Annotated in this window: 14 protein-coding genes; all 14 read left to right on the top strand. The window is 44.2% G+C overall.

Annotated elements, in window-relative coordinates; all coding sequences use genetic code 11:
- Nucleotides 1-2: 2 nt before the first annotated feature.
- Complete coding sequence (locus tag HBA50_RS05805) at nt 3-497, top strand: hypothetical protein (protein ID WP_080940854.1); 495 nt, start codon at nt 3-5, stop codon at nt 495-497.
- Between the two features lie 109 nt (nt 498-606).
- Nucleotides 607-981 carry a DUF1149 family protein gene (locus tag HBA50_RS05800; RefSeq protein ID WP_005590470.1) on the top strand — a complete coding sequence of 125 codons (375 nt, stop codon included), beginning with the start codon at nt 607-609 and terminating at the stop codon, nt 979-981.
- Nucleotides 982-983: 2 nt separating this feature from the next.
- Nucleotides 984-1832 carry a DegV family protein gene (locus HBA50_RS05795; RefSeq protein WP_045497720.1) on the top strand — a complete coding sequence of 283 codons (849 nt, stop codon included), beginning with the start codon at nt 984-986 and terminating at the stop codon, nt 1830-1832.
- A 42-nt stretch (nt 1833-1874) separates the two neighbouring features.
- Complete coding sequence (dapB, locus tag HBA50_RS05790) at nt 1875-2642, top strand: 4-hydroxy-tetrahydrodipicolinate reductase (RefSeq protein ID WP_045497670.1); 768 nt, start codon at nt 1875-1877, stop codon at nt 2640-2642.
- On the top strand, nt 2639-3844 hold the full coding sequence (locus HBA50_RS05785; protein WP_045497667.1) for a CCA tRNA nucleotidyltransferase: 1206 nt from the start codon (nt 2639-2641) through the stop codon (nt 3842-3844). Before dapB ends, HBA50_RS05785 begins: the two co-directional genes overlap by 4 nt.
- Complete coding sequence (locus HBA50_RS05780) at nt 3841-5706, top strand: ABC-F family ATP-binding cassette domain-containing protein (RefSeq protein ID WP_045497664.1); 1866 nt, start codon at nt 3841-3843, stop codon at nt 5704-5706. Before HBA50_RS05785 ends, HBA50_RS05780 begins: the two co-directional genes overlap by 4 nt.
- Before the next feature lie 49 nt (nt 5707-5755).
- Nucleotides 5756-6613 (top strand): GNAT family N-acetyltransferase, encoded by an 858-nt coding sequence (locus HBA50_RS05775; protein WP_045497661.1) that lies wholly within the window; start codon nt 5756-5758, stop codon nt 6611-6613.
- Between the two features lie 49 nt (nt 6614-6662).
- On the top strand, nt 6663-7577 hold the full coding sequence (locus HBA50_RS05770; protein ID WP_045497658.1) for a TDT family transporter: 915 nt from the start codon (nt 6663-6665) through the stop codon (nt 7575-7577).
- A 102-nt stretch (nt 7578-7679) separates the two neighbouring features.
- A complete protein-coding gene (locus HBA50_RS05765; RefSeq protein ID WP_045497655.1) occupies nt 7680-8588 on the top strand; it encodes a LysR family transcriptional regulator in 909 nt (302 codons plus the stop codon).
- A complete protein-coding gene (lspA, locus tag HBA50_RS05760; protein WP_045497652.1) occupies nt 8585-9052 on the top strand; it encodes a signal peptidase II in 468 nt (155 codons plus the stop codon). The genes HBA50_RS05765 and lspA overlap by 4 nt, the downstream gene beginning before the upstream one ends.
- Entirely contained in the window at nt 9036-9938 is a 903-nt protein-coding gene (locus HBA50_RS05755; protein ID WP_045497649.1) for an RluA family pseudouridine synthase, read from the top strand. Before lspA ends, HBA50_RS05755 begins: the two co-directional genes overlap by 17 nt.
- Nucleotides 9939-10061: 123 nt before the next feature.
- Nucleotides 10062-11885, top strand: a complete 1824-nt coding sequence (gene lepA, locus HBA50_RS05750; RefSeq protein ID WP_045497646.1) for a translation elongation factor 4 — start codon at nt 10062-10064, stop codon at nt 11883-11885.
- A gap of 171 nt (nt 11886-12056) precedes the next feature.
- Nucleotides 12057-12701: a hypothetical protein gene (locus tag HBA50_RS05745; protein WP_005590456.1), complete on the top strand. Its 645-nt coding sequence runs from the start codon at nt 12057-12059 to the stop codon at nt 12699-12701.
- A gap of 94 nt (nt 12702-12795) precedes the next feature.
- Nucleotides 12796-13290 (top strand): YkgJ family cysteine cluster protein, encoded by a 495-nt coding sequence (locus tag HBA50_RS05740; RefSeq protein ID WP_002900210.1) that lies wholly within the window; start codon nt 12796-12798, stop codon nt 13288-13290.
- The last annotated feature ends 66 nt before the right edge of the window (nt 13291-13356 follow it).

The following is a 13356-nucleotide window of genomic DNA, read 5'->3' as shown; positions in this document are numbered from 1 at the left end:
TGATGCTTTATCAAGATTCTTTTTGCCATAATTTGAATAGATGGGATAAGATTATGAAAACATATACAGATAAGTTAGTTGTGAATATGAATGCAAAAATTGCTTGGGAATCATTGAAAATGATGGATAAATGGCTTCCTAATTTATCAACAAATCAAGCCATTCACTTTGAGGGCGGAGAAGACTTTTTCTACGAAGGAAGAAAATACGATATTGTGACAAAAGAAGGAATAAAAATGTCTTGCGAAATAAGCGAGGTCAATGAGGAAGCCTTTTTGATTGAGATACATGCGAGACACTCTCTTCTGCATTCGATTTTAAATTGTCAAGTGATTCCTTTGACTTCTTCGACCTGCCAATTGGTAAGAATACAATCTTATCCAGGCTTTGTTGGATTTTTATTTAATCTATTCTTTAAGCGTAGAGAAACAGGTGAAACGAGTGAGTACTTGGAAGTATGGAAAAATTACGCCCAGAATCAGCTTCAGACTTTGTGAGAATCCGTTACCATTTCCTATCCGGATAGAGCCCTGAAAACAATTATCGCTAGAAAGATACATCAAATTATGTTATAATGGACTATCGTATATTTTTAGGAGAATAGTAATGGAATTACAACGTGAACAAGAATTTGTCAGCCAGTATCATTTTGATGCACGCAATTTTGAATGGGAAAAAGAGAATGGAACACCTGAAACAAAAGTTGACGTGAATTTTCAGCTGATTGAAAGAAATGAAGAAAAGAATTCAACATCCATGATTGTGATTTTGACTTTCATGATTGTGTTTGATCGTTTTGTAATTAGTGGAACGATCACGCAGACAAATCATATTCAAGGACGTTTGGTGCAGGAACCTAGTGAGTTTGAGCATGAAGAAGTGGAAGAATTGGCGCGTCCTTGTTTGACTATGCTCAATCGCTTGACTTATGAAGTGACTGAGATTGCGCTAGATTTGCCAGGTATTAATTTGGAGTTCTAATGATGAAATTAGCGGTTATAACGGATTCGTCCGCTTTTTTACCTGATAGCCTTCGTGGAAATGACCATCTTTTTGTGCTCGATATTCCAGTAGTGATTGCTGGAGAGACTTATGTGGAAGGAAAAAATCTGACAGCCAGTGAGTTTTATGAGAAAATGGCTGCTGCAGATGATTTGCCAAAGACAAGTCAGCCTAGTGTGGCAGAGTTGGAGGAGACGTTGACGCGCCTTGCCAGCGAGGATTACACGCATGTGCTGGGGCTCTTTTTATCCAGTGGGATTTCAGGATTTTATCAAAATATCCAGTATCTCAAGGACGAGTTTGCTGACTTGAAAATCGCCTTTCCTGATTCAAAAATCACCAGTGCTCCGCTGGGGCTCATGGTTGAAAATGCTTTAACTTGGGCTGCGGAAGGACAGGATTTTGAAGAGATTTTGCTCAAGATTCAGAGACAAATCGATGGAACCAGTGCCTTTATCATGGTTGACGATCTCAATCATCTGGTTAAGGGCGGTCGCTTGTCCAATGGCGCAGCTATTTTGGGAAATCTCCTAAGTATCAAGCCGATTCTGTATTTTAACGATGCAGGGGTCATCGAAGTCTTTGAAAAGATTCGGACGGAAAAGAAAGCGATTAAGAGATTGATTGAAGTAGTCGAGGAAAAAACTGCCTCCGCTTCTTATCAGATCATAGTGATTCATGGGAATGCTGAAGAGAAGGCGGAAAGCTTACGCCAGCAGCTGATAGCGGCTGGCATAGCGGATGATATTCCTCTGGCTACCTTTGGTAGTGTAATTGGAACTCACTTGGGCGAGGGTAGTGTCGCTTTGGCCTACATTCCGCTGGTCTAGAGTTTTGCAGGGCGGTTAGTCAAGAATAGAGAGAGGTTCTAGATGAGTATAAAAGTCATTATTGCTGGTTTCAAGGGAAAGATGGGACAAGCAGCCTATAAGATGGTAACAGAAGATCCTGAGTTGGCATTGGCCGGTCTGCTAGATCCTTTCACAGAGGAAAAGGAAGTAGCGGGAGTTCCAGTTTTCAATACCAAAGAAGAACTTGCTGGTCTTCAGGCAGATGTCTGGATTGACTTTACGACTCCCAAAGTGGCTTATGAAAATACTCGCTTCGCTCTTGAGAATGGATTTGCTCCGGTGGTCGGAACGACTGGTTTCACGCCTGAGCAGATTGAAGACTTGACCCAATTATCTCGTCAAAAGCGTCTGGGCGGTTTGATTGCGCCGAATTTTGCTCTGGGAGCTGTTTTGCTTATGCAGTTTGCAGCCCAAGCAGCCAAGTATTTCCCAGACGTGGAGATTATCGAACTGCATCATGACAATAAAAAAGATGCACCGAGTGGTACGGCTATCAAAACAGCTGAATTAATCAGTCAAGTTCGGACGAGCAAGCAGCAGGGAGCGGCTGATGAAGAAGAATCGTTGGCTGGCGCCCGTGGAGCTGCCTTTGACGGCATGCGGATTCACTCAGTGCGTTTGCCGGGCTTAGTGGCCCATCAGGAAGTTATCTTTGGTAGTCAAGGAGAAGGGCTGACTTTGCGGCATGACTCCTATGACCGGGTTTCCTTTATGACTGGGGTAAATCTGGGTATCAAAGAGGTAGTGAAGCGCTCTGAATTGGTCTATGGATTGGAACATTTACTATGAGATTAGAGAAGATGCCTTCTGAGTTTCAGGAGGCTTTGCCAGTATTAGAGAAGATTAAAGAGGCCGGTTTTGAGGCTTATTTTGTCGGCGGTTCTGTACGAGATGCTCTGTTGAATCGGCCGATTCACGATGTGGACATTGCCAGCTCGGCCTATCCCGAGGAGATCAAAACCATCTTTCCTCGGACTGTCGATGTTGGCATTGAGCATGGAACGGTTCTGGTCTTGGAAGGCCAGGGGGAATACGAGATAACGACCTTTCGGACTGAGGATGTCTATGTGGACTACCGCAGGCCTAGTCAGGTCTCTTTTGTGCGCTCTTTGGAAGAAGACCTGAAGCGTAGGGATTTTACAATCAATGCACTTGCTTTAAACCAAGAGGGGGAGATTGTGGACCTCTTTAACGGTTTGGCAGATATGAAAAATCGCACTCTGCGGGCAGTTGGAGTGGCTTCAGAGCGTTTCAATGAAGATGCTCTCCGCATCATGCGGGGCTTCCGTTTTCAGGCTGGTTTAGACTTTGATTTGGAAGAGTTGACCTTTCAGGCTATGGCAGATTGCGCGCCGCTTTTGGAGAAGATATCGGTAGAGCGGATTTTTATCGAGTTTGACAAGCTCTTGATGGCACCTTTCTGGCGAAAAGGTCTGGAGAGCCTGCTCAAAGCTGCTGCCTACGACTTTCTTCCTGATATGAAACATTCAGCAGAAGCTTTGCAGGAACTACTAGACGGTTTAGAAGAAGATTTTCAATTTTCTAGTTCTGAGCAGGCTTGGGCTGCGCTTTTGCTGGCTTTGAAGGTAAAAGATGTTCGCAAGTTTTTGAAGCATTGGAAAACGTCCAATGAATTTCAAAAGCGAGTAAATCAGCTAGTGGCTGTTTATGAGATTCGGCAGGAGCGGAGTCTTTCTAAGCGTGATTGCTATCAGTATGATTTGGATTTGATTCTACAGGCGGAAAGTTTGAGGCAAGCAGCAGGCTTACCAGTTGAGTTTGAGGCTATTGAAGTGACACATGCTGCTCTGACCATTCATGACAAACATGAGATTGTGATGACGGGCAGTCATTTGATCCGAGATTATGGCTTTAAACCAGGGCCAGAATTGGGAAAAATCCTGAATAAAATTGAATGGGCCATTGTCGACGGAGAATTGGCAAATAGCAAGGAAGAGATTATGAACTTTATTAAGGAGCAAGTTGGATGAGTGACTTTATCGTTGAAAAGCTGAGTAAGTCTGTCGGGGATAAGACAGTCTTTCAAGAGATTTCTTTTATCATTCACGACTTGGATCGGATCGGGCTGATTGGAGTCAATGGGACAGGAAAGACAACCCTTCTGGATGTCTTGTCTGGCAAATCAGGCTTTGATGGTGATGTATATCCCTTTTCAGCAAAATCTGACTATAAAATCTCCTATTTGACTCAGGAACCAGACTTCGATGAAGAAAAGACAGTCTTGGATACTGTTTTGTCCAGCGATTGGCGAGAAATGCAGCTTATTCGAGAATACGAGTTGCTCATGGCAGCTTATGATGAAGCCAAGCAAGCTCGTCTAGACAAGGTCATGGCAGAAATGGATTCGCTGCATGCTTGGGAGATTGAAAGTCAGGTAAAAACCGTCCTATCCAAGCTTGGTATCTCGGATTTGTCAGCAAAAATCAGCCAGCTTTCCGGTGGTCTACGCCGGCGGGTTCAGTTGGCGCAGGTTTTGCTTTCAGAGGCAGACTTGCTGCTGCTGGACGAGCCGACCAACCATCTGGACATTGATACGATTGAATGGCTGACAAATTTCCTGAAAAATTCAAAGAAGACAGTTCTCTTTATTACTCATGACCGCTATTTTTTGGATAATATTTCCACGCGGATTTTTGAATTGGACGGCGGGAGCTTGGTTGAGTATCAGGGCAATTATCAGGACTATGTTCGGCTCAAGGCTGAGCAGGATGAGCGCGATGCTGCCCTGCTACACAAGAAACAGCAGCTATACAAGCAGGAACTGTCTTGGATGCGCCGTCAGCCTCAGGCGCGAGCGACCAAGCAGCAAGCACGTATCAATCGTTTCCATGACCTCAAAAGTGATTTGGCTGGTCAGACCAATCAGACGGACTTAGAGATGAACTTTGAAACCAGTCGTATTGGGAAGAAGGTCATCGAGTTTAGAGATGTGGATTTTGCATACGGAGACAAGCAGATTTTGTCGCATTTCAATCTCTTGTTGCAAAACAAAGATCGACTAGGTATCGTCGGAGATAATGGAGTGGGTAAGTCTACTCTGCTTAACCTAATTGCTGGTCAGTTGCAGCCTCAGTCTGGTCAGGTCATAATCGGTGAGACAGTTCGAGTGGCTTATTTTTCTCAACAGATTGAAGGGCTGGATGAGTCCAAGCGGGTCATCAATTATTTGCAGGAAGTCGCAGAAGAAGTTAAGAGTGGGAGCGGCACAACATCCATTGCTGAGCTCTTGGAGCAGTTTCTTTTTCCTCGCTCAAGCCACGGCACTTTGATTGAGAAATTGTCTGGTGGAGAAAAGAAGCGGCTTTACCTTCTCAAGCTTCTTTTGGAAAAGCCTAATGTCCTGCTTCTGGATGAGCCGACCAATGATTTGGATATCGCAACCTTGACGGTCTTAGAAAATTTCCTACAGGGCTTTGCAGGACCGGTGATTACAGTTAGTCACGATCGGTATTTCCTCGATAAGGTAGCCAGCAAGATTTTAGCTTTTGAGGATGGTCAGGTCAGAGAGTTCTTTGGCAACTACACGGACTATCTGGATGAGAAGGCTTTTAGACAATCCAGCGCAGCTATTTCCCAAAAGAAAGAAAAGGAAAAGTCCGTCAAGGCGCGGGAGCAGAAGAAGCGGATGAGCTACTTTGAAAAGCAAGAGTGGGAGACCATCGAGGCGGATATCGAGAAGCTGGAAGCACGCATCGCCACCATTGAGACGGAGATGGAGCAGAACGGTTCGGACTTTACCAAGCTATCGGAACTTCAGAAGGAGCTGGATGACAAGAATGACCAGCTTCTTGAAAAGTATGAGCGCTATGAGTATCTGAGTGAGTTGGAGTAGAATAGTACGTAGCACATTTGTTATGGATACAAGTTTGTGAGGGAGAATGATGGAAATACAGATTTATAGCAAGCCTAGTCAGGAAATCAAAGATCAGCTCTTTGAGCTGGTTCAAAACTGCCACGTTATAGATGGGACTTATCGTCTTCCTTATCTGGACAACGCCTATAATTTTGATGGGGATATGCCAGCCTTTTTTCTGGCCAACCTAGATCATCAAACGGTCGGTTTTTTATCAGTTTATGCGGATGAGCCGGGGCAAGCAGAGGTATCTGTCTATGTGTTGCCTGACTATCGCAGACAGGGCATAGCGAGCGCTCTTTTGCAGGAATTTTTCAAAATTGCAGAGAAATACGATTTATCTCAAATTGAATACATCAGTGAAGTCAAGTTTTTAGCAGACCATCCGACCTTTGCTGAGAAGTTTGACTATGATTTGAAAGAAACGGAAATCTGGCTGGAGCAGGCTGCAGGAACTTTCCCTGAAGAAGAAAAAGAAGGCGTGGAAGTTTTACTTGGGATAAAGGAAATGGTTGCGGAGATTGCAGCGTTTCAGTCGCAGATTTTTGAAATGCCGATGGAGACTGCGCTTCACTATGCCAGTCAAGCGCTGGAGAGCCCAGATAGCCTGCTCTATGTACTGAAAAAAGACGGTCATATCGTGGCGTCTTGCTCAGTGGATACAAGTTTTGGAAGTAATTATCTGTTTGCCTTAGCTGTGGATCCGACCTTTCAGGGACAGGGCTTAGGGAGTCACCTAGTCAGATCTATCCTGAATGACCTTGCTAGCCGAAATGGACAAGTCTGTCAAATCGTAGTAGAAGCCCAGAATACAGGTGCCCTAAGGCTGTATGAAAGATTGGGCTTTAAACGAAAATCGGAAACAGTTTATTTTAAGAGAAAATAAAAGAATTATCCTTTGGAGAAAAGTGCTTTTAAGGTTAGGAGATCTGTTGATGATAAAGAGAAAAGAGCCATTCTTAGTTCAGGCGGGCTTGGTACTAGGATTACTAGCCTTGGGAAATTTAGTTGGTGATGTTAGTCAACTCTTGCGTTATCTTTTAGCAAGTCTGGCATTCTTGTTTTTCCTCCATCTAGTGATGGGAATGCTGACGCATACCAAGCAAGTCAAAGAGCAACTAGGTCAAGCGCTAGTGGCCTCGGTCTTCCCGACCTTTTTTATGCAGGGAATGGTAGCTTCGACTTATCTAGCGAGCTGGACTTTCTTGGGGAATTTTGCCCAAATTAGTGCGCAAGTGCTGTGGTGGCTGAGCTTTAGCGGACTGGTTTTCTTGATGGTCTATTATATCCTGACCTTTGTGTTCCCTTTCAAGTGGGAGAATGTCTTTCCCGCTTGGACGGTCTTATTTGTCGGGATTGGTGTCGCTCCTCTGACCATTGCTGTTCCCCAGCAGTTAGCTTTGGGGCAGCTGGTCTTCTGGTACGGGCTTTTAGCGACTATTTTGGTCTTGCCAATCGTTCTTTATAAGACCTATAAAATCGGCTTAGCAGAGAATGTACGCCCGAATACAACAACGATTTGTGCGCCTATTTCCTTGATGACAGCGGCTTATGTAGCTACTTTTCCTCAGCCAAATCCTGTCTTGTTGAGCTTGCTCTTGATTTCGGGTCAATGCTTTTATGCCTTTATTTTGTGGCGACTGCCTCGTTTGATCAAGCGTCCTTTTTCAGCAGGATTTTCTGCCTTTACCTTCCCTTTGGTTATTTCGGCTGTAGCCTTGAAGCAGTCTTTGAACGTGTTGAATCTTGGTCTAGCTGGGCAAATTCTGCTTGCTTTTGAGGTCTTAATAGCCTTGCTCGTCGTTCTTTATGTCACCTTCTTATACACAAAGGACATTTTAGGCAAATGATGCAGATTTCAGAGATGTATTTCCAAGAGGAAAGTCGCTGCCTGCCTTTGAGGAAGGCAGATTTTATGGTATAATTAGGAGTATTTGTAAAAGGAAAAAGATATGAATATTCAACAATTGCGTTATGTAGTGGCTATTGCCAACAGCGGAACTTTCCGCGAAGCAGCAGAAAAGATGTATGTCAGCCAGCCCAGTCTATCTATCGCGGTGCGAGATTTGGAAAAGGAGCTGGGATTTAAAGTTTTTCGTCGAACCAGTAGTGGAACCTTCTTGACCCGCCGTGGTATGGAATTTTACGAGAGAGCTCAGGAATTGGTCAAAGGATTTGATGTCTTTCAAAATCAGTATGCCAATCCTGAAGAGGAAAAGGATGAATTTTCCATTGCCAGTCAACACTATGATTTTTTGCCGCCATTGATTACGGAGTTTTCTCAAAAGTATCCAGAATATAAGAATTTCCGGATTTTTGAATCAACAACCGTGCAGATTTTGGACGAGGTGGCCCAAGGCCACAGCGAGATTGGGATTATTTATCTCAACAATCAGAATAGTAAGGGCATTATGCAGCGGGTGGAGAAGCTCGGCTTGGAGGTCATTGAGCTAATCCCTTTCCAGACCCACATTTATCTGCGGGAAGATCATCCTCTGACTCAAAAGGAGGAACTGGTCATGGAAGATTTGGCCACTTTGCCAACCGTTCGCTTCACTCAGGAAAAGGATGAGTACCTCTATTATTCTGATAATTTTGTCGATACCAGCGCTAGCTCCCAGATGTTTAATGTGACGGATCGAGCTACGCTGAATGGGATTTTGGAGCGGACGGATGCTTATGCGACTGGATCTGGCTTTTTGGATAGCAACAGTGTAAATGGAATCACTGTCATCAAACTACGAGACAATTTAGACAATCACATGGTCTATGTCAAGAGGGAAGATGTAGAGTTGAGTCAGGTCGGCGAAGCTTTTGTAGCTGTTATGAAAGAATATTTTGCACAGAAAAGAGAAGTATGAAACGTAAAATTGCGATTCCTTTTTTAGTTATTCTTTTGATTGCTCTTGATCAGGCAGTCAAGTATTATATTGTTTCCAATTTTTCATTGGGCCAAGTTAGAAAGTTTATTCCTAAGATTATCAGTTTGACCTACCTGCGAAATACTGGTGCAGCCTTTTCTATCTTGGAAAATCAGCAGTGGTTTTTCGCCTTGATAACTTGTACCGTGATTGGAGTTGCTGTTTGGTATTTGATTAAAAATATCCAAGCTTCTAAGTGGATGCTGACGGGACTCATTCTAATTATTGCTGGTGGCTTGGGCAATTTCATTGACCGGATTCAGCAAGGATTTGTAGTGGATATGTTCCAGCTAGATTTTGTCAATTTTGCTATTTTTAACGTAGCAGATATGTACTTGACTGTTGGAGTAGCGATTTTATTACTGGTGATGTTGAAGGAAGAAACAAATGGAATTGAAAATTGATGCAGCAGCCGCAGGCCTGCGTTTGGACAAGGCAGTGGCGGACTTGACGGAGCTATCCCGTGGTCTAGCCAATGAACAGATAAAAAATGGCCAGATTTTGGTTAATGGATTGGCAAAAAAAGCCAAGTATGCCGTCAAAGAGGATGATGTCATTTCCTATGAAGTACCTGAGCCAGAGGTAGTTGAGTATGTGGCAGAGAATCTTCCACTAGAAATCGTCTATCAGGATGAGGATGTAGCCGTCGTTAACAAGCCGCAAGGCATGGTGGTCCACCCGTCAGCTGGGCATACCAGCGGTACTCTGGTCAATGCCCTCATGTACCACATCAAAGATCTCTCTGGCATCAATGGTGTGCTGCGCCCAGGGATTGTCCATCGGATTGATAAGGACACTTCTGGCCTTTTGATGATTGCCAAGAATGACCAAGCCCATCTGGCACTTGCAGACGAACTCAAGGATAAGAAATCCCTCCGTAAATACTGGGCGATTGTCCATGGAAATCTGCCTAACGACCGTGGAGTGATTGAGGCGCCGATTGGCCGTAGTGAAAAAGACCGCAAGAAGCAGGCCGTAACGGCTAAAGGTAAGCCAGCCCTGACACGTTTCCAAGTCTTGGAACGTTTTGGGGATTACACCTTGGTTGAGCTGCAGTTGGAGACGGGGCGGACGCATCAAATCCGTGTTCACATGGCTTATATCGGCCATCCAGTCGCTGGAGATGAGGCCTATGGACCACGTAAGACCCTGAAGGGACATGGCCAATTTCTGCACGCGCGAACACTGGGCTTCACCCATCCTCGGACTGGCGAAGTGCTGGAATTTACGGCTGAAGCGCCAGCTATTTTCCTAGAAACTCTTGAAAAACTCAGAAAAGTCCATGACTAATCGTCTCCGTATTTATGAGACTCTAGATAAATGGAAAATTAAGTCGACTGTCTTGGTTACAGTCGTTTTTATTTTCGAAAAATCATGATATAATAAATAGAATACCCTAAAAGGATGAGAAAAATGAATTTAGAAGATTTAAAAAAACGTCAGGAGAAAATCCGCAATTTCTCCATCATTGCCCACATCGACCACGGGAAATCAACCTTGGCTGACCGGATTTTGGAGGCGACGGAGACGGTTTCCAGCCGGGAAATGCAGGCCCAACTTTTAGACAGCATGGACTTGGAGCGGGAGCGCGGTATCACCATTAAGCTCAATGCTATCGAGCTCAATTATACTGCCAAGGACGGCGAAACCTATATCTTCCACTTGATTGACACGCCGGGACACGTGGACTTTACCTATGAGGTATCGCGGTCGCTAGCGGCTTGTGAAGGGGCTATTTTGGTGGTTGATGCGGCCCAAGGGATTGAGGCTCAGACCCTTGCTAATGTCTATCTGGCGTTGGACAATGACTTGGAAATCCTGCCAGTTATCAATAAGATTGACCTGCCAGCTGCGGATCCAGAGCGGGTGCGGGCAGAGATTGAAGATGTGATTGGACTGGATGCTAGCGAAGCCGTATTGGCTTCTGCCAAGGCTGGTATCGGAATTGAAGATATTTTAGAGCAGATTGTAGAAAAAGTTCCAGCTCCGACTGGAAATGTTGAAGCACCGCTCAAAGCCTTGATTTTTGACTCAGTCTACGATGCCTATCGTGGGGTAATCCTGCAAGTGCGGGTGATGGACGGTGTGGTCAAGCCGGGAGATACCATTCAGCTCATGAGCAATGGCAAGACCTTTGACGTGACTGAGGTTGGCATCTTCACGCCTAAGGCCATTGGCCGCGATTTCCTAGCAACAGGGGATGTTGGTTATATCGCAGCTTCTATCAAAACGGTTCAGGATACTCGGGTCGGAGACACAGTAACTTTGGCGGACAATCCAGCATCTGAGCCCTTGGACGGCTACAAGCAGATGAATCCGATGGTATTTGCTGGTCTTTACCCAATCGAGTCTAATAAATACAATGACCTGCGTGAGGCTCTCGAAAAGCTCCAGCTAAACGATGCTAGTTTGCAATTTGAACCAGAAACATCACAGGCGCTTGGGTTTGGGTTCCGTTGTGGTTTCTTAGGCTTGCTGCACATGGACGTTATTCAGGAGCGTTTGGAGCGTGAGTTTAATATTGATTTGATTATGACGGCGCCGTCTGTTATCTATAAGGTTAATCTGACAGATGGTGAAGCCATTGATGTCTCTAATCCAAGCGAGTTTCCGGATCCGACCAAGATTGATTCCATCGAGGAGCCTTATGTCAAGGCGCAGATTATGGTGCCGCAGGAATTTGTCGGAGCGGTGATGGAATTGGCTCAGCGTAAGCGCGGTGACTTTGTGACCATGGATTATATTGATGACAATCGGGTCAATGTCATCTATCAGATTCCGCTTGCTGAAATCGTCTTTGACTTCTTTGACAAGCTCAAGTCCTCTACTCGTGGCTATGCTAGCTTTGACTACGAAATCTCTGAGTATCGCTCATCCAAGCTGGTGAAGATGGATATCCTCCTCAATGGCGACAAGGTCGATGCTCTCAGCTTTATCGTTCACAAGGAATTTGCCTATGAGCGTGGTAAGCTGATTGTAGACAAGCTCAAGAAAATCATTCCTCGTCAGCAGTTTGAAGTACCCATTCAGGCAGCCATTGGACACAAGATTGTGGCTCGGACTGACATCAAGGCTTTGCGTAAGAATGTCTTGGCCAAGTGTTATGGTGGTGACGTTTCTCGGAAGCGCAAACTCCTAGAAAAACAAAAGGCCGGTAAAAAACGGATGAAAGCGATCGGCTCTGTTGAAGTCCCACAAGAAGCCTTCCTCAGCGTCCTAAGTATGGATGAGGAATAAAGTTGACATTAATCGTCTGAGCTCAGCATTACAAAGCGAAGGAAAAAATCGATCTGTTCCTAAAAATAAGATATGGAAGCAATCTTGAAACGTTCTATGTTATCTATAATGTTTCGATAGTATAGAAATCTAGATAGTTCGGGCTCATGTAGTCTAAAAAGGAGATTTGTTATGGCAAAAAAATATTTTCTTAGTTTCTTGACAGTTTTGGTTGGTCTGTCTCTGGCTTCTTGTGGCCTTATTAAAAATTATGGTAATCGGAAATCGTCTACTTCTAGTAGTACAACTAGTCAAGTTTCTCAAAAAGATAGCAGCAAATCTGATAAAGCTAGTGACAAAGATGTTTCCACTACAACCGAGACTAAACGCATTGGCTCGGCTGATTACGGCTATATCGATATTCCAAGTAATTGGATCAAGTTCACCGACCTAGATGGTGGCGACAGCGTTCAGTTTACGGATGGTTCAGCTTATAATATCGTTACCATGAATGGCTATACTAGAGAAAAAGCTCATGTCCAAGATGGAGAAACTTTCAATGCTGAGTTAATCGCCCAGCGACTAGCCTATAGTTGGAATGATAATAAAGATGTAGAAAAAATGTGGGGAGCAAAATCCACTGTTTCTGGCAATGAAGCTTTCCAACTGAATGTAATTATGAAATCAGGGCAGCTAGTTGTTTCTTGGGTTTTCCAAAAAGACGACAAAGTATATTTGATCTCTTTTGAAGGCGACCGAAAAACTCTGGCTTCTGTCATCTCATATATAGAGGAAACATGGAGCCTTGATGAAAAAGGCCCAACTAACAATATTTAAAACAAAGAAAATGAGGTCTACCTGAAAGTAGGTCTCATTTTTTTGAGATTTATGATATAATGCTAACGAAAATCAACTGATTAGAAAGTAGTTTATGACTCAAGAAATTGACCTTGAAAAGTACCATCAGCTAGCTTTGCAAAAGCAGAAAGAGCACCGGAAATTTTTAGCCGGTCTCAAGAAAAAGCCACCAAAAAACCTCGATAAGATTGCCCAGCAAATCCATGATGAGGTCTTTGAGGAGATTGACTGTACAGCCTGTGCCAATTGCTGTAAGACTTTAGGGCCAGACTTTAAGGAAGCCGATATTGTCCGTATTGCCAAGTATTTCAAGATGAAGCTGCCGGCTTTTGAAGAGGAATTTCTGCAGGTAGACGAAGACGGTGACAAGGTCTTCAAGGCTATGCCTTGTCCTTTTTTAGGTGGAGACAATCTCTGCTCGATTTACGATGTCCGTCCCAAGGCCTGCCGAGAGTTCCCTCACACAGACCGTAAGAAGATTCATCAGATTAACCATCTGACAATCAAAAATACCCTGACCTGTCCAGCAGCTTATCTTTTTGTGGAGAAGCTGCGGGATAGGTTGTAAAAATCCTCCTTTAAATCTTGTACAAAAATTCTAGGGCAGAAGTATCTTATATCTGTTAGACTATAG

The organism is Streptococcus cristatus ATCC 51100 (genome assembly GCF_011612585.1).
Taxonomy (GTDB): domain Bacteria; phylum Bacillota; class Bacilli; order Lactobacillales; family Streptococcaceae; genus Streptococcus; species Streptococcus cristatus_H.
The sequence above is the reverse complement of the archived record's forward strand: the minus strand, read 5'-3'. Positions and strand labels throughout refer to the sequence as shown.

Excerpts from the sequence above, each read along its gene's own strand:
- HBA50_RS05800 (WP_005590470.1), top strand. The coding sequence starts at position 607 with ATGGAATTACAACGTGAACAAGAATTTGTCAGCCAGTATCATTTTGAT.
- HBA50_RS05775 (WP_045497661.1), top strand. The coding sequence starts at position 5,756 with ATGGAAATACAGATTTATAGCAAGCCTAGTCAGGAAATCAAAGATCAG.
- HBA50_RS05745 (WP_005590456.1), top strand. The coding sequence starts at position 12,057 with ATGGCAAAAAAATATTTTCTTAGTTTCTTGACAGTTTTGGTTGGTCTG.
- lspA (WP_045497652.1), top strand. The coding sequence starts at position 8,585 with ATGAAACGTAAAATTGCGATTCCTTTTTTAGTTATTCTTTTGATTGCT.
- HBA50_RS05740 (WP_002900210.1), top strand. The coding sequence starts at position 12,796 with ATGACTCAAGAAATTGACCTTGAAAAGTACCATCAGCTAGCTTTGCAA.
- HBA50_RS05785 (WP_045497667.1), top strand. The coding sequence starts at position 2,639 with ATGAGATTAGAGAAGATGCCTTCTGAGTTTCAGGAGGCTTTGCCAGTA.
- dapB (WP_045497670.1), top strand. The coding sequence starts at position 1,875 with ATGAGTATAAAAGTCATTATTGCTGGTTTCAAGGGAAAGATGGGACAA.
- HBA50_RS05780 (WP_045497664.1), top strand. The coding sequence starts at position 3,841 with ATGAGTGACTTTATCGTTGAAAAGCTGAGTAAGTCTGTCGGGGATAAG.
- lepA (WP_045497646.1), top strand. The coding sequence starts at position 10,062 with ATGAATTTAGAAGATTTAAAAAAACGTCAGGAGAAAATCCGCAATTTC.
- HBA50_RS05765 (WP_045497655.1), top strand. The coding sequence starts at position 7,680 with ATGAATATTCAACAATTGCGTTATGTAGTGGCTATTGCCAACAGCGGA.
- HBA50_RS05795 (WP_045497720.1), top strand. The coding sequence starts at position 984 with ATGAAATTAGCGGTTATAACGGATTCGTCCGCTTTTTTACCTGATAGC.
- HBA50_RS05770 (WP_045497658.1), top strand. The coding sequence starts at position 6,663 with ATGATAAAGAGAAAAGAGCCATTCTTAGTTCAGGCGGGCTTGGTACTA.
- HBA50_RS05805 (WP_080940854.1), top strand. The coding sequence starts at position 3 with ATGCTTTATCAAGATTCTTTTTGCCATAATTTGAATAGATGGGATAAG.
- HBA50_RS05755 (WP_045497649.1), top strand. The coding sequence starts at position 9,036 with ATGGAATTGAAAATTGATGCAGCAGCCGCAGGCCTGCGTTTGGACAAG.